The sequence below is a fragment of the Rapidithrix thailandica genome (assembly GCF_039710355.1).
GTDB lineage: Bacteria > Bacteroidota > Bacteroidia > Cytophagales > Flammeovirgaceae > Rapidithrix > Rapidithrix thailandica.
Genome location: NZ_JBDKWZ010000009.1, coordinates 201,233 through 220,351, shown reverse-complemented (window position 1 = coordinate 220,351; position 19,119 = coordinate 201,233). Strand labels below are relative to the sequence as shown.

General features: G+C 37.9%; 14 protein-coding genes. 3 read left to right on the top strand and 11 right to left on the bottom strand.

Features of this window, described 5'->3' with window-relative positions; translation table 11 throughout:
- Window position 1: 1 nt before the first annotated feature.
- The 10 genes from AAG747_RS16885 to AAG747_RS16840 all read right to left on the bottom strand — a co-directional run bounded on the left by AAG747_RS16885 (window position 2) and on the right by AAG747_RS16840 (window position 12,555).
- Window positions 2-1,237 carry a glycosyltransferase gene (locus tag AAG747_RS16885; RefSeq protein WP_346822381.1) on the bottom strand — a complete coding sequence of 412 codons (1,236 nt, stop codon included), beginning with the start codon at window positions 1,235-1,237 and terminating at the stop codon, window positions 2-4.
- Window positions 1,237-3,042 carry a heparinase II/III family protein gene (locus tag AAG747_RS16880; RefSeq protein WP_346822380.1) on the bottom strand — a complete coding sequence of 602 codons (1,806 nt, stop codon included), beginning with the start codon at window positions 3,040-3,042 and terminating at the stop codon, window positions 1,237-1,239. The genes AAG747_RS16885 and AAG747_RS16880 overlap by 1 nt, the downstream gene beginning before the upstream one ends.
- 40 nt (window positions 3,043-3,082) lie before the next feature.
- Complete coding sequence (locus AAG747_RS16875; protein WP_346822379.1) at window positions 3,083-4,270, bottom strand: glycosyltransferase family 4 protein; 1,188 nt, start codon at window positions 4,268-4,270, stop codon at window positions 3,083-3,085.
- Window positions 4,249-5,244, bottom strand: a complete 996-nt coding sequence (locus tag AAG747_RS16870) for a DUF6625 family protein (protein ID WP_346822378.1) — start codon at window positions 5,242-5,244, stop codon at window positions 4,249-4,251. The genes AAG747_RS16875 and AAG747_RS16870 overlap by 22 nt, the downstream gene beginning before the upstream one ends.
- A gap of 23 nt (window positions 5,245-5,267) precedes the next feature.
- Window positions 5,268-6,125 (bottom strand): hypothetical protein, encoded by an 858-nt coding sequence (locus AAG747_RS16865; protein ID WP_346822377.1) that lies wholly within the window; start codon window positions 6,123-6,125, stop codon window positions 5,268-5,270.
- Window positions 6,126-6,133: 8 nt separating this feature from the next.
- A complete protein-coding gene (locus AAG747_RS16860; protein WP_346822376.1) occupies window positions 6,134-7,381 on the bottom strand; it encodes an ABC transporter ATP-binding protein in 1,248 nt (415 codons plus the stop codon).
- 13 nt (window positions 7,382-7,394) lie between these two features.
- Window positions 7,395-7,769: a four helix bundle protein gene (locus AAG747_RS16855; RefSeq protein ID WP_346822375.1), complete on the bottom strand. Its 375-nt coding sequence runs from the start codon at window positions 7,767-7,769 to the stop codon at window positions 7,395-7,397.
- A gap of 48 nt (window positions 7,770-7,817) precedes the next feature.
- A complete protein-coding gene (locus AAG747_RS16850; protein ID WP_346822374.1) occupies window positions 7,818-8,651 on the bottom strand; it encodes an ABC transporter permease in 834 nt (277 codons plus the stop codon).
- A 176-nt stretch (window positions 8,652-8,827) separates the two neighbouring features.
- Complete coding sequence (locus AAG747_RS16845; RefSeq protein WP_346822373.1) at window positions 8,828-10,042, bottom strand: GlmU family protein; 1,215 nt, start codon at window positions 10,040-10,042, stop codon at window positions 8,828-8,830.
- A gap of 350 nt (window positions 10,043-10,392) precedes the next feature.
- On the bottom strand, window positions 10,393-12,555 hold the full coding sequence (locus tag AAG747_RS16840) for a prolyl oligopeptidase family serine peptidase (RefSeq protein WP_346822372.1): 2,163 nt from the start codon (window positions 12,553-12,555) through the stop codon (window positions 10,393-10,395).
- A gap of 568 nt (window positions 12,556-13,123) precedes the next feature.
- Here AAG747_RS16840 and AAG747_RS16835 point away from each other — a divergent pair.
- The 3 genes from AAG747_RS16835 to AAG747_RS16825 all read left to right on the top strand — a co-directional run bounded on the left by AAG747_RS16835 (window position 13,124) and on the right by AAG747_RS16825 (window position 17,820).
- Window positions 13,124-14,251: a hypothetical protein gene (locus tag AAG747_RS16835; protein WP_346822371.1), complete on the top strand. Its 1,128-nt coding sequence runs from the start codon at window positions 13,124-13,126 to the stop codon at window positions 14,249-14,251.
- Between the two features lie 138 nt (window positions 14,252-14,389).
- Window positions 14,390-16,441 (top strand): cyclic nucleotide-binding domain-containing protein, encoded by a 2,052-nt coding sequence (locus AAG747_RS16830; protein ID WP_346822370.1) that lies wholly within the window; start codon window positions 14,390-14,392, stop codon window positions 16,439-16,441.
- A 248-nt stretch (window positions 16,442-16,689) separates the two neighbouring features.
- Window positions 16,690-17,820, top strand: coding sequence for a TIGR03364 family FAD-dependent oxidoreductase (locus AAG747_RS16825; protein ID WP_346822369.1), 1,131 nt, complete (start codon window positions 16,690-16,692; stop codon window positions 17,818-17,820).
- Between the two features lie 120 nt (window positions 17,821-17,940).
- Here the strand turns inward: AAG747_RS16825 and AAG747_RS16820 are convergent, their stop codons facing one another.
- Window positions 17,941-19,107, bottom strand: coding sequence for an AIR synthase-related protein (locus AAG747_RS16820; protein WP_346822368.1), 1,167 nt, complete (start codon window positions 19,105-19,107; stop codon window positions 17,941-17,943).
- Window positions 19,108-19,119: the final 12 nt, after the last annotated feature.

Below are 19,119 nucleotides of genomic sequence, written 5' to 3'. Positions count from 1 at the left end.
ATTAACTTAGGTAAGTCTGAATAAACTTTGGGTAATTTATAGTAGCATTGTAGTTAACTTCCCAAAATTCATATGCATTTTTGCTAAGTTCTTTTTTTTCTGACTTTGATAAATTATAATAGAGCATCAATTCATTGGCCAACTCTACCGGTGTTATATTTTCTGGGAGTAACTTACCATGATTATCATTTACAATTTCAGATGTACCTCCAACATTAGTCGCTAACACAGGAATGCCAAAAGATAGAGCTTCCATAATAGATACAGGAATTCCTTCACTTTCACTTACATTAAGAAATACATCTATCTTATTATTGTTATAATGTTCATAAACTTCTTCATTAGATAGATATCCATGAAATGTAAATTGAACATTTTGCCTGGATGATAGCAATTTATCGGCTAATTCTTGTAATTCACCTTCCAACTCTCCCCCACCATAATGCTCCCAATATACAGGCAACTCATCGGGAAACAAACTCAATGCTTCGATAATGATATGGACTCGCTTCACCGGCTTTAAAAAAGAACAAGAAGCAATATGCAAGTAATTATCATTAAATAATTTTTCTTTATATGGTTGAGAATTATTGATGCCTAAACGCGCTACTTCAAAACTATCGTAATTGTTCTTTAGCTTTTCTATTGAATATTTTTTACCTATTTCTGAGATAAAACATATATGATCTAACTTCTTATATAGAAAGTCTCTAAAAGGTAGATAATTATAGGCAGATCGTTCAAAATACACATCCCCAGCGTGGGCTCTACAAATTTTTTTAGAAACTGAGCTGTTTTCTATCAAACTTATTCCGAAAGCCATATCATTTGCCCAATAGGCATAAACAGCAATATCCTTATATTGTGAATATTCTTGTATACATCGATTTACTTCTTTTTTTAAGTTCTCTCCTTTAGCTAATGAAGCTAACATTGTAAAAAAAATCCCTTTTGAAGGCCAAAGTTTATATTTCGTAAAAAGCGTCTTAAATTCTTTCCAAAATAAAACTCCAAAAATGTATCTAAGAGATGTTATTTTTTCAAACAAGGTTAAATGATAAGGTAGTCTTTTAATCTCAATATTGTTAGGGTAGGATCTAGTACATTCACTAGTTGTATCATTGCTTATTAGCAAAATTTTATCAAATGAATCAGCTAAAAAATGTATTTCAGATTCAATAAAGTTTTCTCCCTGTCCAAAAGGGAATTTGGATGTGAAAAATATTAGTAATTTCATTATGACAAAATTCTTATTTCAAAAACAATAGAACTTTCATTGATAGAATTCAATACTACCTTATTAGCCGGCTTTGCTTGATCATATTGTATTGCAACGTCATAATCGGTCAATTCAAAAGTTGCATTTTCAACTGTTATTTCAATTGTATTTTCTATGATTAACTTACCCTCATTTATCTCTATATCAACAACTTCATCAGCCAAATGCAAAAAAGATGTAATCTTGCTACTCTTACAAAAGTCTTGAATCGTAATGCCATCACATCCAAAACTATAAAACCTATTCTTTGCTTGGTTTAAATGATTTAAAAAGGATACCTCTAAATTGTCAGACGTTGAATGGTGTTTTTTTAGCACTGGATAATTTTGTAAGTCCCAATATCCCTCTGCATAAGAACTTGAAAACTCATCTGGAGTAACCATAATATTATGCATATGAGGAGAGCGATACTCCATTCTTTTTTCGAGAGAACGGGTATATGTATAAGTTCCTGGATCAACAATTACGGGTTTGCCATTCATTGAAAGCACAAAACTTCCCATATCAATATGATTATGCCCTCCTTGCCCATTCATTCCAATTGGAAAGAGCGACACAAAAACGTAATATTTATTTGATCGAAAGATATAGGAGCCACTATCTATATTTTGAAAAAAGCCTTCTCTTGGTATAGGTTGATGTTGAATGGACAACGGAGGAAATTTGACGATAGGAAGCCAGTGAGAGTATTGTAAGTCATTGAGTTGGTCTTCGATGAAATTCAACCCAAAAAGTTGTTTTCCCAACTGCAATAAATAATAATGATTTTGCTCTCTAGTCCTCCGAAAAACTAAAAACCGCCCGCTATCATTATCTCCTACCATAGGAGCCTCCCCGTTATGATCAATATACTTTGCTGTATATTGAAACATAGAATATAGTTTATGATAGTAATTATCAGAAAAAATTACATCATTATGTGAGGCTATTAATGTACTATATCCAAATAATTCTAATACAAGGCGGTGATAAGGAATAGATGATTCAAAATGTCCCCCATCTTCCCTGACTTGATACTCGATACATTCTTCTAAACCTGCTACTGCCTGTTGGAGCCATTTTTTACTTTTGGGATGTTCTTGAAGAGCAATGCTTAAAAATAAAAGTCCAGCGTAATCAGCAGTAGTATGATTTGTGCTATGCCCTTTTTTATAAACTTCTGGGAAGTTAGAAATATACTCAGCATGTTGCTCAAGGCTATTCGAAAGGGAATGGATAAACGATGTATCTTCCCAACATACATCACCAAAAATATTCATTGCGACTATCCAATTCGAGGCTCGAATAGCCACTTCCATTGTACAAACCCAATTTACCCCAATTAAAAATGGGTTATTATCTATCCAATCTAAAACTAAGGTTTTAAATATATGATAATAGTATATTTCTTTACTACTCTGGTATGCCTGGGCTAGATGGATGGCAAAATAAAATCGAGAAACTTCCCAAGGAAATTTCACATCTATTCCCTTATTAAAATATTGATCTAGATGAATTGTGTCAAACCTCTGTTTGGGGAAACTAAATCCGGATTGAATATCCATATGCCAGTTGACATTGGATAGATCTATTGAACATCCCAATACATGAGATTTTTTTAAATCTATAGATACATTTGGTTCCCCTATCGATGAGATTGCCCAAACCTGACTCAAATTATTAGCCACAGGTTGTAATTTAGCTAAACGCTGGATTCTAGCTTTTTTCTTTATAACCCTTTGGAGGGTATGAATTTTTGAATATAAAGTTTTAGTAAATCTCATCTATAATGAATGCATCTCATCCCAAAGATTATTGGGATTATTATAGTTTGGCAATCTTCTTATAAAATTCAACTAGCTCTTGTGTTTTTACTGAAATATCATACTGTTTGGCAAACTCAACGGCATTGGTAGCCAAAGTCTCATATAATACAAGATCTCCAGCCAAATCCTCTATCTTCTTTGCAAAGGTGTCCGCATTCTGTTCTTTAATAAAATAACCATTCAAATCATCCTTTATTAAACTACGGTTTCCTTTTCCATCCAACCCTACACAAGGCAAACCTGCTGCCATAGCTTCCAAAAATACAAGCCCAAAAGGTTCGTACCAGGCTGTATGTACATAAAGATTGCTATTCCATAAATACTCCTCTACTTTATCCACATTTCCTCTAAGAAATACACAATCCTCCAAGCCGTTTTCATTTATCACCTGCTGGATAACCGGTCTGTTTACTCCATCCCCCAACATATTGATTTCGAATGACAATCCTTTTTGTTTAAGCAGGCAAGCTATTTCCACTAAAAGCTTTTGGTTCTTCTTATCTACAAAACTTCCAATGTTTACAATCTTGATTTTGTTATTTATCGGAGGTCTTCTTAATTCGGGATTATAAAAACGCTTAAAGTTAAAGCCATACCTAATTAGAACCACATCCTTTTGCATCTTCTTAGGAAGGTTTTGTTGGAAATAGGTTTGAGTATTTTCCGAATTTGCAATAAAGTAATTCCTTACTTTAGCATACTTATCTTTGAGTAATAAACTTCTCTCATAGTACTCCGTAATGCTCTTTTTTGACAGAAGGGTTTCTAGAGAAAGTTGTTTAAATTGACACATATTGTCATGCCCATGTGTAACAAAAGCAGCATAAGAAGGCAGGTACAATGAACTGTATAATTCAGCTCTGAACAAGTGAGTGTGTATGATATGTGGCTTAAATTCATCAACAAAACGTATATAATCTTGCTTTTCAATTTTAGCTTTTCCCAAAACAGAAGGAATATAATGAGAGTGAATACAAGTTATAGGCACACTCTCAGACATGTAACTATAAGAATTCTCTTGACTTAAAGTAACCAGATTTACTTCTACCTCTGGATGCAAGTTCAACTCTTGACAAACATCTAAAGCAAATCTTTCCGCTCCTCCTTTTCTTAAATTTGGAATTAGGTGTAATACACGTAGTTTCTCCATTAAAAATTCATTTATCAGGATAGTTTTTTTACCCATCCCTTCTTCGGATATGTATCGATGTTAACAGGAAGCCCAACTCTTCTTTTTAAAAAATTTGTACCTTTCAACCACCACCACCTTGTAAGGCCCTTATAATATCGAACTTTATATAGCTTATTGAATTTTGCAAACTCATCAGGCAAATAAAAGCCTGTCACAGTGATATAAAATTTTTCAGGGCGTTGTTTAAACCACTCTGGATAGTCAAACCACAAAGCCCTTTTTTCTAAAACCCAATGGTAAAATAAATAGTCTTCTTGAGTATAATAATCATACACTCGTCCCTTATCATATACAATTACGTCTGATTCTGATAAATTTTCTTTCACGTGTTGCTGCGTATAAACGGACAAGTTTCCTTCTAGGTGTTGTTTTAGGGCTATCACCGAAATATTGTTTTCCGGTAAAGAAGTGATATCCTGAAGTGATTTAATTTTTGTATAGAATACATTCTTACCAAATTCGTCAAATGAGACATATTCTGATGTTCCAAAAACAGTTCGGTAATGCCCACCTTCCTTAAAAAGATTATTATTAATTTCTGTATTTTTATATAAAGTAAAAGGTCCTTGTAGATGCCCCTTTTTAAAAGCTAGAATGTCATGACATCTCAATAGCTCTTCTTTCAGAAATAAGGATAGATCGCCATAGATCAAATCATTATCACCATATCCCCAAAAATCATAACCTTGAATAAGGTTTGAAAAAATTAACCCATAAGCAGGACGGAAATCACAAAGTTTGTAAGGAGGATAATTAGAAACATCCAAGTTAAATAAAGCTTCAATTCTTTTCTTTAGCTTTTTTAAACTGAGAGGAAAGTAAGAAACATTTGACGGTGAGTTGTCAAAAGGGGGTAAATCAGTTACAAAAACTATATCAAGTTGAGGATTAGCCTTGCATGACTCCAAATACAAGTGCATAAATGAAGGCCATTGGCCATAATATGGAATGATTTTAAGTATTTTCATGTAAAAACTTCTACCTACTACCTTCAAAACTGAGCTTTATAGCTCTGCATTTGCTTCATCAAATTATCAGCTTCTTCTTTTAAGCTAGGATCATAATCAAATTCTAAATAATCTTTATTGGTTAACATTTTCGCATCAAAGATATTTTTCAAAGGGTGATAGTCAAGTTTAAACCCCCAATTGGTCAATTTATCATATACTTTCTTATCATGATTTACCAAATCTTTATTTTCCAATACAAGCCAATTATCGGACAAGCTGCTTTTTAGTGAGTTAAGAGCACATTTATTATAATGTATCCATGCAGACAAATGAATATTATAATCTTGATAAACTTTTTCATTCAACTCTCTTACTTTTAAGAAAAATCTCCATTTTCCCAACTTCATTGAATAATAAAGTTTCTTATTATGTTTGATATCCCGTTGTATCATTGAAGAAACAACCTCTTTATAATCCCTGAATAAATACAAATATTTACCTTTTGGTAATATGGATAAATATGTAGAAAGGAAAAGACAAGTACGAGGTTCTTTCCATCCCCACTGAGGGTATAAAGAATTCTTTAAATCAATTAAACTTTGAGCCTTTTTTTTGTGATATTCAGTTAAGTGAATATTTTCAAAGCCCTGAAAATTAAATTGTTTTTCTTCAGGAAACATTACTCCCCCTTCAGGTAAATTATTGTGGGATAAAATTTGCCTATGTAAGTCAAAAAAATCTAAATCCTCATAATGCCCTTTTTCATTTCCTGTCCCTCCTCCTAGCAACCTATCACCTATATTAAGACCACACTTTTTCAACCATTGACCAGTTAGCGAAGTAGTTGACCTATGCATACCTACTACAACCAAGATCTCATTATTGCTTAATTTATCCACAATTTATTCTAGTTAATTAGCCATTTATGATCTACTAAAATCCCTTCTTTTTCTCTGGGAAGCTTTCCTGTACCAAAAAAATCCCCATCTTCTACATAAAACTCTCCAGCTTCATTAATATGGTCTGATATACTTCCATTTACGACAGATAATAAATTGAATGTATACCTTCCTTTAAATAAGGGAAGTTTTTGAATTTTAAGAATAATATTCTGCTGTTCATGTATAGAAAATAAAACACCACTAACTTCATTGTTACAAGTCATTATTATATTTCCATCTTTTCTAATTTGCAGCCAGAACAATACGTTCTTAAGTGAGTCAACATTTTCTTGAAACTTATAATATAGCTTGAAAAAAATCTCTTGACCTGACATTAACACAGATATAGATTGACCAGAATTATCACAAACCTCCCAGTTCGTAAACTTCAAAATCCCTGACCCCTTTCTATCCTTTCGACTTGATAAATCAAGCCCATTTTGTGCCTTATTAAATTGATAAGACATATATTTTTGAATACAACTTTGGACTCCTCCACTTGATATCAAACGGCCTTCACTAAAAAAATGACCACTACTACACAAACTCTGCACCGCCCCCATGTTATGGCTCACAAACAACACCGTTCGCCCTTGGTTTTTACTGACGTCTTCCATCTTACCCAAGCATTTCTTTTGGAACTCGGCATCGCCTACGGCTAGTACTTCGTCTATGATCAGGATTTCGGGTTCGAGGTGGGCGGCTACGGCAAAGGCCAAACGAACATACATTCCTGAACTATAATGCTTTACGGGGGTATCTATAAACTTTTCTACGCCACTAAAATCTACGATTTCATCAAATTTGGCTTTGACTTCTCTGCGGGTCATCCCGAGGATAGTGCCGTTGAGGTAGATATTTTCCCGTCCTGTGAGCTCGGGGTGAAACCCGGTCCCTACTTCCAACAAGGAGGCTACCCGGCCGTTGATTTCGATCCGGCCTTTGGTGGGTTCGGTAATCCGCGAAAGGATTTTTAACAATGTGGATTTACCGGCTCCGTTTCTTCCGATAATTCCCACAGCCTCTCCTTTCTTGATCTCGAAGGATACATCGTTCAACGCCCAAAATTCCTTTTCTTGTTGAGAGTTGGGTGAAACAGGATTGGAGTTTTTCTTAAAAATATTAGAAAACGATTCGCGAAAGCTACCGCTTTTCTGCGTACCGATTTTATATAGTTTGGACAGGTTTTCTACTTTGATTGCAATATCTGACATAAGGTATCAGGGATTAGGTGTTAGTACTTTTTCGAATGGAGTTGATCAGACCATTTAACATCTTTCCTATTTCATTTAGAGAGGCTTCAAGTTCTTCATATTCATCCGGTTTAATGAACTCCAAATCTTTGGATAGTAATATTAAATATTTGCATTCTTCTACGGAACCTCTAGATATTGTCAAATAGTGAATATATTCTTTCGCTGAATTTCTACCACTTCCCTCTGCAATATTTGCCGGAATGGAGACGGCTGCTCTGGTTAACTGACTGGTTATTCCAAATTTTTCTTGAGTGGGAAAATCCTCTGTCAACTTATAAAGTTTTAAAACGGTTTGATGCGCCAGCTTCCAAACATTTAAATCCTTAAAACTTTTAATTTTATCCAAATTTAATATTGCTTTTCAAACTAACTTCTAAAAACCAGTTACTAACTCCTAAACCAAATCCGCCATTACTTTTTCTACTTTCCTGAAATAGAAAAGGCCACTGATAAACAGAATAATCGTCAGAACAAAAGAGATAACCGCATACTCCGAAGGCATTTCTCCTCCTATGATCGACCAACGAAACCCTTCCACTACGCCTGCCATAGGGTTCATAAAGTACAAAGCATTGGCCCATTCCGGTAATGATCCTACGAGCAATTTCGCAGGGTAGGCAATCGGAGTGGCATACAACCCCAACTGGGTCATGAAAGGAATAACATGCTGGAAATCCCGGTACCGGATTGTGAGGGCACTCAGCCAAATACCTACTGCCAAGGCAGAAATAATCCCCATTATAATGAAAAAAGGCAGAAATACTATATTTTCCGAAGGGATGATGCCATAGACAAATAAAAGAATTACTAAGAATAAGAACGTGATCAAAAAATCAATAAACCCTACTACTGCTTTGGACAACGGAATCACTAGCCTCGGAAAGTAAATCTTTTTCACCATTCCCTGTGCGCCAATGATAGAATTTCCGGACTGGTTCATTACGAAGGCAAAATACGCCCAGGCACTCATTCCACATAAGGCAAAAACCGGATAAGGAATATCACCCGTATCCACTTTTGCGGCTCTTCCAAAGACAATCGAAAAAATCAAAAGTGTTGCTAAGGGCTGAATAAATGCCCATACAAAACCCAAAAAGGTTTGGGCATAGCGCACCCGGTAGTCTCTATAGGCTAAGATCAGGAATAAATCTTTGTAGCGAAATAACTCGCCAACCCCCAAGGACAAAGACTTTTTCTCTGCATCAATGACAATTTTGGATTCCTTCATTATTCTATACTCTTCTAAGCACTATATAAATAGTTGACCTCCATTGAGGCAATCGCGAAATTACTTATTAATCCTCAAATTCCTCAGTTACTCGAACCTAATCCCCTGAAGCCCATGTAATATTAGTCAGGGATTATTTTGAAATCTCATAAACTTCCGGATGACTGTTCACCACTTTACTGTCTCAAGGTTCCGAACTTATCTCTCAATTTTTGAGTAGCCTCAAATATATGATTTAGAATATTCCGGTCGGCTTGAGAAAGTTGTAATCCTCTGCGCCCCATCACCCTGTCTGCCACTTCCATCATTTTTTCAGGCCGGGCTGTCGTAAACCCGTTGGAGCCTCCCCATGAAAAGGAAGGAATGTACCTGGGAGGAAAACCTCCTCCAAAAATATTACAGCTGGTTCCTACCACGGTCCCTGTATTAAACATGGTATTGATTCCGCATTTGGAATGATCTCCCATCATCAAGCCACAAAAATTTTGCTCCGAGTTCAGATAGTCTTCCAGCCGGTAATTCCACATTTTGATGGGCCCGTAATTATTTTTCAAATTGGAATTATTGGTATCGGCTCCCAAATTACACCATTCGCCTAATACCGCATTTCCCAAATACCCATCGTGTCCTTTGTTGGAATATCCCAAAATTACCGAATTGGATACCTCCCCCCCCACTTTGCTGTAAGGACCAATGGTATTGTCTGCACGAATCTTCGCTCCCACTTTCACTTCTGCTCCCTCGCACAAAGCAAAGGCTCCTTGTATGATTGCCCCTTCATTAATCCGGGCATTTTTCCCTATATATACCGGAAAATCTTCCGCATTGATAATCGCTGCTTTGATCTTCACTCCTTCTTCAAGAAACAGATTGTCTTTTCCGTACACAATGGTATGCGGGTCACTAAGAGCTTGACTTTTTCGGTTATGAGTAATTTTTTTGAAATCGGCAATAATTTCCTGACGGTTATTCAAAAAAATATCCCATAAATAATCTAACTTTCTCACCTCCCCTTCAAAAGTGACCATCCGGCTCTGTGCCCGGGCTTCTTCTATGAGTTGATGTATCGTTAACTGCCGGTCCGTTTTCCAGGCTAACAACTCCCCTTTGTATTGCAAGGCTTCATTGGGACCTAATTCTTGAACAGCAATACAAATTTCCGGAGTAGGACTCAAAGAACCATTAATAAAAAGCGTCTCACTTCCCCACCGGGTTGGATATTTTTCTTGCAAGTAAGATTCTGTCAAAAAAGAAACTTCTGTTTGCAAATGTAATTTCCATTTTTCGGCAATTTTCAATATCCCCACCCGGATATCAGCCACCGGACGGGTAAAGGTAAAAGGTAATAAATTCAACCGGTTTTCCGGCTCATCAAATAATATGAGATTCATGTTTTGGGTAAGGTGTTAGTAAAAAAATCACTGCCAATATTGACATGTTCAGGGCAGCATTCCTGTCAATTTCATTAAAAAAGCAAACCAGAACTATTTTTCATTTTCAAATAATCCGGTTGCACTATTTCTCGACTACAATATTAATACCTGTAACTAAAATTCGAATAGGATGAGGATTAAATCATTATGTATAAACTTTAAAATCAAATTCTTTGTTGGAACGATGCAATTTTAAGAGGGGAAAGAGTTGGAATAAAAAAAGATTAAGGGCACCCAAATAGAATTTTGAGTGCCCCGAAAAACTGATTATCACTTTAGAAAATTATATTCTGCTGTTTCACTATCCACTATTGCGGGTTGCTCTTTGTTGACTGATAAGGTATTTCCTCCATATTGGCAAACATGAACGACCATTTGTCCGCTTGTTCGTCAATTACTTTGGAAAGGGGCTTACCACTTCCATGACCTGCTTTGGTATCAATTCGAATCATCACAGGGTTATTCCCTTTGTGTTTGGCTTGCAATTCGGAAATAAATTTGAATGAATGAGCTGGCACTACCCGGTCATCGTGATCAGCAGTAGTGACCAACGTAGCAGGATATGAAACGCCTTCTTTGACATTGTGAAGCGGTGAATAACGGGCCAAATTCTTAAAATGCTCTTCGTCTTCACTACTGCCATACTCTACGGCCCAAGCCCAACCAATGGTAAACTTATGATAACGCAACATATCCAATACCCCTACTGCCGGGAAAGCTACTTGGAACAAATCAGGGCGTTGTGTCATACAAGCACCTACCAATAGGCCACCGTTTGACCCTCCTGATATGGCTAATTTTCCGGAAGTGGTATATTTCTCAGAAATCAGATACTCCCCTGCAGCAATAAAATCATCAAAAACATTCTGCTTGTTCAACAGCATTCCCCCTTTATGCCATTTCTCTCCATATTCGCCTCCTCCCCGGATATTGGCCACGGCATATACTCCTCCGTTTTCCAATAAGGCATAGATGGAAGGACTAAACCCCGGAGTGATACTGATGTTAAATCCACCGTATCCATACAGCATAGTCGGACGTTGCCCATCCTGTTTCAAGCCCTTTTTGTGCACCAAGAACATAGGTACTTTCGTACCGTCTTTACTTTGATAAAATACTTGTTTGGTTTGGTATTCATCCGGATTGAAAGACACTTCCGTCTTTTTAAACAACTCTGATTTTCCCGAGGCGATATCGTATTTGAAAATTGTCGGAGGATATGTAAATGAAGTAAAGGTATAAAATACAAAGGTATCTTCTTTCTCCCCGGAAAAGCCTCCGGCTGAGCCTAAATCAGGCAATTGGATTTCATTTTCCGGATTTCCTTCCAAATCGTACTGATACACCCGGGTGGTTACATCTTTCAAATATTTGGCAAAGATTTTTCCTCCGGCCAAAGTAACTCCTTCTAACAGTTCTTCTTTTTCGGCAATTACTTCTTTCCAATTTTCTTTGGCAGGTTGTGCGGGATCAATCTGCACCAAACGGTAATTCGGGGCATCCACATTGGTATATACTAACAGTTTCCCGTTTAAGTGTTCTACTACATACGAATCAAAATCAAAACCTGGCACTAAAGTGGTAATCTCACCATCCTGTTGCAGGTCCTTTACAAGAACCTCATTTCCGGAGGTTCCTTCACTTGCCCCAATGACCAGATAACGTTCATCGTCTGTTACCGAAGCATAGAAGTTGCGCAGCGGATGTTCTTTGTCTTCAAATACCAGTTGATCTTCTTCTTGTGATGTGCCTAATTTATGATAATAAATTTTATGGTACTCGTTCTTTCCTTTTAACTTCTCTCCGGCTTCCGGTTTGCCATAACTGCTGTAATAGAAGCCGTCTTTGTACCAACTGGCTCCGCTAAATTTGGCCCACTCTACCGTATCGGACAGTTGCTGTCGGGAGGCAACCTCCATCACGTAAAACTCCGACCAATCCGATCCGGAACGATTCACTTTGATCGCTGCATATTTGTCATCTTTGGAAATACTGGCAATGGAAGACGTTACCGTTCCGTCTTTTGACAAGGCATTGGGGTCCAGAAAAACCTCGGGTTCTCCATCCAAGCCTTTCTGAAAATAGATAACACTTTGGTTTTGCAAGCCATCATTTTTACTAAAAAAGTAATACTCTCCTACCCGGAACGGTGCTGAAAACCGGGGGTAGTTGTATAGCTTCTCCAAACGTTGACGGATTTTATCCCGAAAAGGAATTTCGGAAAGGTAGCTTTGGGTAAGCTCATTTTGGGCGGTCACCCACAGCTTGGTTTCTTCCGAATTATCATCTTCCAGCCAGCGATAAGGATCTGCCACTTCTTGGCCAAAGTAAGAATCAACAGTATCCACTTTTGGCGTTTGCGGATATTGAAAGGATTGTACTTTCTCCGGGTTTTGCGTACAGGATGCCCCCATTGATGTCAAGGCTGCACCTACGCAGATTCGTTGAATAAACTTGATGTGTCTTTTCATGTTTGTTTTGGAATTACTTGATAAGAGCATGTTTAAATTTTATCCTTCGGGTCAAAAACTCCCCTTTCAAAAACCTCAGTGCAACATTTTGAATGGCCGGCATCCCGGTCAAATAATGTTATTCTTCTCCGAAAGTCGGACCACTCAAAACTACTATGCTGAGAATTTTTACCACTAAAGGGGCGGTCCCGCAACGAATTTTAAATATACTCTAAGTACGAGATCATTTATATAATTAAAAAAGAATTCTGACTTTCCCCTTGTAATTCAAGTTTTCACTAGGAATTTCTCCCGGTTTTTACTTGGTTTTTTCCCAAAAGAAAGACAAGATAAAAAAGAATCGAAGCAAAACAGAAGGTATTTTTTAAGAAAAGTCCGTTATCGGGATAAAAGGTGGAATAAGTCAGATAAACTGTGTAAACACGGATTTTTCACCTTCATTTAACAAAAACTTAAACCCTTAGTGCATTTCAAACCTTTTGAATTCTTTTAACTTCGAAAAAGCACGATTCCTTCTTGATTATTTTTTGTTTTAAGCATACAATCTTTTACCAAAACCCACTGAAAATTGCTACAAAAAGGATTTACCATAGGATGGCTGTTCAGCATATTGTTTTCCTTTCATGTATCAGCTCAAACCCGTTTGCTCTCTCAAGCGCCACAATACCGGCAGGTTGCCAGCCAGGCCGTCACCGCTATTTATGCCTGGAATTTTGACAGTGCGAACAAATATATTAATCAACTGTCAGCTCAACTTCCCGAACACCCGGTCACCCCTTTTGTAAAAGCATTGAACATCTATTGGCAGGAGGTCCCTATCGATTTTGAAAGTCAAGCGTTTCAAAAACATTTCTCTTATTTGCGCAAAGCAGAAAAGCAAGCCGAATCAATCCTGGAACAAGATGAAAACAATGTAGAAGGGATCTTTTTTAAAATGATTGCCAAAGCCTTTATTATGCGGCATTATGCCGAACAAAATAAAAGTATGAAGGCCGTTGGGGAGGCCAAAGTGGTGTACCGCCTGATCAAACAAGGATTTGATTTACAAGAACAATTCTCTGAGTTTTATTTTACTTCCGGCTTGTATAATTATTACCGCGAAGCTTTCCCGGAGCGCTACCCCTTGTACAAACCCTTTGCTGTGTTCTTTCAAAAAGGGGATAAAACAAAAGGGCTAAAACAACTGCAGTACACCAGCAAACATGGGGTATATACCCGGTGTGAGGCAATCAATTACTTGGTTTGGATATACCTGCATTATGAACACGATTCGGAAATGGCGCAAAAATACGCCTATCAGGCTACCCGATTTTTCCCTAAAAATCAATTATTTAAAGTCCAATACATCGAAACGCTTACCTTAACAGGTGAATATCAAAAAGCCCGACAGCCCATCCGGGAATTATTACACAACTCCAATGACGACTTTTATAAGATGGCCGGGTATTGTTTCCGGGGTATGGAAAAAGAATTCAACCAACAAGACCTGAAAGCAGCAAAGGTTGATTATGAATTGGCCGAGAAATTGGCGGAACAACTGGGCACACGAAGCAAAGATTACAAAACCTATATTTATATGGGCTTATATCAATATTATAAACAAAATAACAATAGAGAAAAACAACGCCTCTACCTCAAATTAGCCAAAGAGCACGATCACTCTGATTATGTAAAACGAAGAAGGAAAAGGCAATAAAGTAATATACCGGGCCATTTAGTACCTTTTGTCATTTTCATCCTCCTAGATCTTCAGAATCTTATGCATATTTTTGGCCAGCACTTTTATGTGAGATGCTGACTTCTTATATTATACAAATATGACCGATGGTATTCAATGGCTCTTTTTCGCAACTATATCATTAAACTTCGATCGCTTCTTCCTTTGCCTTTTACCAAAGGGCCACAAATTACTATTGACCCTCATCGTATTCAACGTTTATTGTTAGAAAAGCTCGAATCAACTCAGGCTCCTGAGGTCATTTATGCTTTGGATAGGTTAGAGCAATTAGGAGAGCATGATCTCGAAGGATTGATCAAAACAGGCTTAAACCATCAGGATATAGAAGTTAAATCCCATTCTATCCACAAAGCCGTTCAGCTTCAACTAAAGAAAAGTACGGACTTATTGCTTTCACTAAGCCATGAAAAAAAGATCCCGGCCAAGGTAAAAGAAGAGGCGATTATTGCCTACTGTAAGCTGTCAGACGATCCGTCTCCAGTGATTTCTCCTTTGCTTCATGCCTCGGAAATGCATATTCGTAAAGGGGCCTTAATCGGCTTAATGGGTTATGGGAACCTACAATCGCAAGCTACGGCCCATACTTTGTTGAGCGATTTTTTACATTCTGATAAAAACGAAGATAAAATTGTGGCAGCGGCTGCGCTTGGCGAAATAAAAGATAGCTCCTATTTCAACTATCTGAAAAACTACTTAAATGACCCCTCTTTCAAAGTCCGGGAAAGTGCCGCTCATGCCTGTGGCAAATGGCTCCATCCCCACAGCATTCCTTTCTTGTTGGACCAATTGCGATTCAAAGAATTACATGCAGTCGTTTCAACGGCTTTGGTGAATTTCAAAGATCAGCTTTTGCCATATTTGCACCCCTATTTTGTGGCCTCCAGTAATGAAAGGGACAAACTTTTTTTAAGTCGACTCTGTCATTTATGCAGCCAAATCGGCTCAACGGCAGCACAAGAATTATTATTTGAGTTGATTATTCATGATGAACCATGGGTAGAATTACAAGAAGAGGTACACCTTGCCTTACAAGGCACTCACTTTCAGACCCGCTCTATGGAGCAACTTTTTCGCATTCATGATCACTTGGAAAGGCAGTTTAAGCAGATTCATTGGTTATATAGTGCCTTACATACCTTGGAAAAATCGAAGGGTGCCCAATTGCTCAGTCAAGCGTTAAAAATTGAATTGAAGACGCTGGCTAAAAACCGAAGTATTTTATTTTCATTTATCAATCATACACCTTCTCAAAAAGCAGCTGAAGAAAGCAAGAAGAAGTTAAAAAATCCAGATTACAGCCAATTACTACCCGGACATTTATCTACTAAGTTAAATTTGTTGGTTGAGGAAACCTCTTATCAGGAAAAGCTCCATAAACTATCGCATTTTTATTCGGTTTACTTGTATGATGAACTTAGCGTAATCACCAAAATCTTACAGGATGTACAACGACAAGCCTTTTTTAACCGTTGGACTTTGGCAGTGGCTGCATATTCCCTGGCGGAAAGATGCAACCCCAGCATGCTCCCTCACTTTACCAATTACCTAACTTCGCAAGATAAGTTACTGGTAGATTCCGCCTTGTTTACTTTGCGCAAATTTTGTAAACGCTACGGCAGAACACTTCCCGATATTATCCACGAACTACTGCCAAAAAATCCACTAGCCGAAAAAATCATTGCTATGACAGAGTCAACTACTTTATTAGAAATTGAAAAGGTGTTAATGTTAAAAAGCTCCCGGTTATTTTCAAAAACCCCGGAAAATGTGCTGGTAGATGTCGCAAAAATCCTGGAAGAAATCCATATTTCTAAAGGGGGAAAAATCTTTGAAAAAGGAGAGAAAGGTGATTGCATGTATATCATTTACCAAGGGGAAATTAAAATTCATGTAGGCCACTACCGCTTAAATACTTTAGTAGACCGGGATTTTTTTGGAGAGTTGGGGTTATTGGATGCCAACCCACGTTCGGCAACTGCTACCGCTGAAAAACCTTCCATCCTGTTAAAACTGGAACAAGAAGCTTTTTACGAGCTCATTGCTACCCGTCCTGAAATATCGCAAGGGGTAATGCAAGCCCTTTCTTCTTTGATCCGTGCACAAAGCGAAATGCTTTCCAATATGCAGTCGGGGATGGCTCAAAGCTAGGGAAAGAAGGATTGAAGAATCGAAGGATTGAAGGATCGATGAATTGGAGGAGGAGCTGAAGAAAAGCAAAGCTTTTAAGGTAGTAACGTTTAAGGGTTGATCAATAAATTTCAAGCCTTCTTACAAATACAGTCCTCTCAAAACTACCTGTCCCGTTAATTTATTCACAAAAATGTAACTTGCTTGACTTGCATAAAGACGGTTTGTTAAATTACATTTGTTAAACAAATTTTACTATTTATAAACAAATGGATAAGCAAGTTGATATCGCCATAGTCGGTGGGGGCATTGTGGGCCTTGCACATGCATTGGCTGCCGCAAAAAGAGGATACAAAGTAGCTTTGTTTGAAAAAAATACATTTGCTGCGGGGGCATCTATCCGTAACTTCGGTATGGTTTGGTCCATCGGTCAGAGTCCGGGAAAGAGTTACGAACTAGCACTTAAAAGCCGTAATATATGGTTGGAACTCTCTCAAAAAGCTGGGTTTTGGCATAAGCCCAATGGCTCTCTGTTTTTGGCATATCAACAAGACGAAAAAAAAGTATTGGAAGAGTTTGTGGATACCACTGCTGAATATGGATATCAAGCCTGTCAAATTCTTTCCCCCTCAGAAATAAAAGAAATCAGTCCTGCAGCAAAAACTGAGGGTTTGTATGGTGGTATGTTCAGCCCCACAGAAGTGACAATTAACTCAAGAGAAGCTATCCAACGTATCACATATTATTTATCTTCAGTATACGGGGTGGCAATTCATACAGGAAAAGCAGTTTGCCGCATCGATTCCTCCAAATTGTATACAGGTAATGAAATCTGGCAAGCAGATCATATTTACGTTTGTAATGGAAGTGACTTTGAAATCTTATATCCGGAGTTTTTCGAAAAGAGTGGAATTGTGAAATGTAAATTACAAATGATGAAAACAGTCGCTCAAGCATCCAACTGGCAACTGGGACCGTCTTTAGCTTCAGGCTTGACTTTCAGACACTATAAGTCATTTAGCCACTGTGCTTCCATCCAACAACTCATCGACAGGTTCGCTTCGGAATCTCCCATCTTTGATCAATATGGTATTCATGTACTGGTCGGCCAAAACAATCACGGAGAAGTACTTATTGGTGACTCTCATCAATACACCAATGACCTGAATCCATTTGATCAGGAAGAAATTAACCGCTTAATTTTAGAGTATTTGTCCAAATTTGCCCATATCCCCCGTTTGCAAATTCAAGAACGTTGGCATGGAGTCTATGCCAAATCCCAAGACAAAGATTATACGGTATACCAACCGGAAGACCATGTAACCGTGGTTGCAGGTATAGGGGGAGGAGGAATGACACTTTCTTTTGCTTTGGCTGAAGAAAATCTAGCCAAATTGTAAAGTGTTTTGCAAGCTATTCGTAGTTCTTTCCCAGAAAAGAACTTTTCAATATTACGTCAAAGTAAAGCCTTTCCAACCCTGAAAAGTTGGAAAGGCTTTACTTTCTTATTCATATGAGATTTATTCATAAATAAATTCTCCATACGGACTTTTGATTGTCAGTTTTTTGGACTCTGCAGGCTCTACAGTTCCGATGATTTTTGCATCAATACCTCTGGCATTGGAAATTGCAATGATTTCATCCGCAAACTCAGGTTTTACATACACTTCCATACGGTGGCCCATATTGAACACCTTATACATTTCTTTCCACTCAGTATTGCTCTGTTCCTGAATCATCTGAAATAAAGGAGGCAGTTCAAATAAATTATCCTTAATCACATGGACGTTCTCTACAAAATGCAGAACTTTTGTTTGTGCTCCTCCACTACAATGCACCATCCCGTGAATTTCTTTACCATAAAGTTTAAGAATTTCTAGAATTACCGGGGCATAGGTTCGGGTAGGAGAAAGCACTAATTTCCCAGCATCCAAAGTCAAATCAACAAGGGTATCGGTCAACTTTTTTGATCCTGAATACACCAATTCCTTAGGCACAGACGGATCAAAGCTCTCCGGATATTTTTCAGCCAGATAGTGAGCAAACACATCATGCCGGGCGGAAGTCAGTCCATTACTACCCATTCCCCCGTTGTATTCGGTTTCATAATCTGCCTGACCGAAAGAAGCCATTCCTACAATTACATCACCCGCCTGAATATTGGCATTATTAATGACTTCATCCCGTCTCATTCGCGTCACTACAGTGCTATCTACGATCACCGTTCTGACCAAATCTCCCACATCAGCAGTTTCACCTCCGGTACTATAAATCTCAATTCCATTGTCCCTTAGCATTTGTAAAATATCCTCCGTCCCATTGATCAATGCCGAGATCACTTCACCGGGAATCAAGTTTTTGTTCCGTCCAATCGTTGAAGACAATAACATACTTCCTACCGCTCCCACACACAACAAATCATCCACATTCATCACTATTGAGTCTTGTGCAATGCCTTTCCACACCGACATATCTCCTGTCTCCTTCCAATAAAGGTATGCTAAGGAAGACTTTGTGCCTGCCCCATCTGCATGCATGATATTACAATACGCTTCATCTCCGCTCAGTATATCCGGCACAATTTTACAGAAGGCCTTCGGAAACAATCCTTTATCCAGATCCTTAATCGCGGCATGTATATCTTCTTTAGAGGCTGAAACTCCCCGTTGTGTATATCGTTCTTGCATAACTCAGTTTTT

Coding starts and splice junctions, on each gene's coding strand:
- AAG747_RS16885 (WP_346822381.1), bottom strand. CDS start 1,237: ATGAAATTACTAATATTTTTCACATCCAAATTCCCTTTTGGACAGGGA.
- AAG747_RS16880 (WP_346822380.1), bottom strand. CDS start 3,042: ATGAGATTTACTAAAACTTTATATTCAAAAATTCATACCCTCCAAAGG.
- AAG747_RS16875 (WP_346822379.1), bottom strand. CDS start 4,270: ATGGGTAAAAAAACTATCCTGATAAATGAATTTTTAATGGAGAAACTA.
- AAG747_RS16870 (WP_346822378.1), bottom strand. CDS start 5,244: ATGAAAATACTTAAAATCATTCCATATTATGGCCAATGGCCTTCATTT.
- AAG747_RS16860 (WP_346822376.1), bottom strand. CDS start 7,381: ATGTCAGATATTGCAATCAAAGTAGAAAACCTGTCCAAACTATATAAA.
- AAG747_RS16850 (WP_346822374.1), bottom strand. CDS start 8,651: ATGAAGGAATCCAAAATTGTCATTGATGCAGAGAAAAAGTCTTTGTCC.
- AAG747_RS16845 (WP_346822373.1), bottom strand. CDS start 10,042: ATGAATCTCATATTATTTGATGAGCCGGAAAACCGGTTGAATTTATTA.
- AAG747_RS16840 (WP_346822372.1), bottom strand. CDS start 12,555: ATGAAAAGACACATCAAGTTTATTCAACGAATCTGCGTAGGTGCAGCC.
- AAG747_RS16830 (WP_346822370.1), top strand. CDS start 14,390: ATGGCTCTTTTTCGCAACTATATCATTAAACTTCGATCGCTTCTTCCT.
- AAG747_RS16825 (WP_346822369.1), top strand. CDS start 16,690: ATGGATAAGCAAGTTGATATCGCCATAGTCGGTGGGGGCATTGTGGGC.
- AAG747_RS16820 (WP_346822368.1), bottom strand. CDS start 19,107: ATGCAAGAACGATATACACAACGGGGAGTTTCAGCCTCTAAAGAAGAT.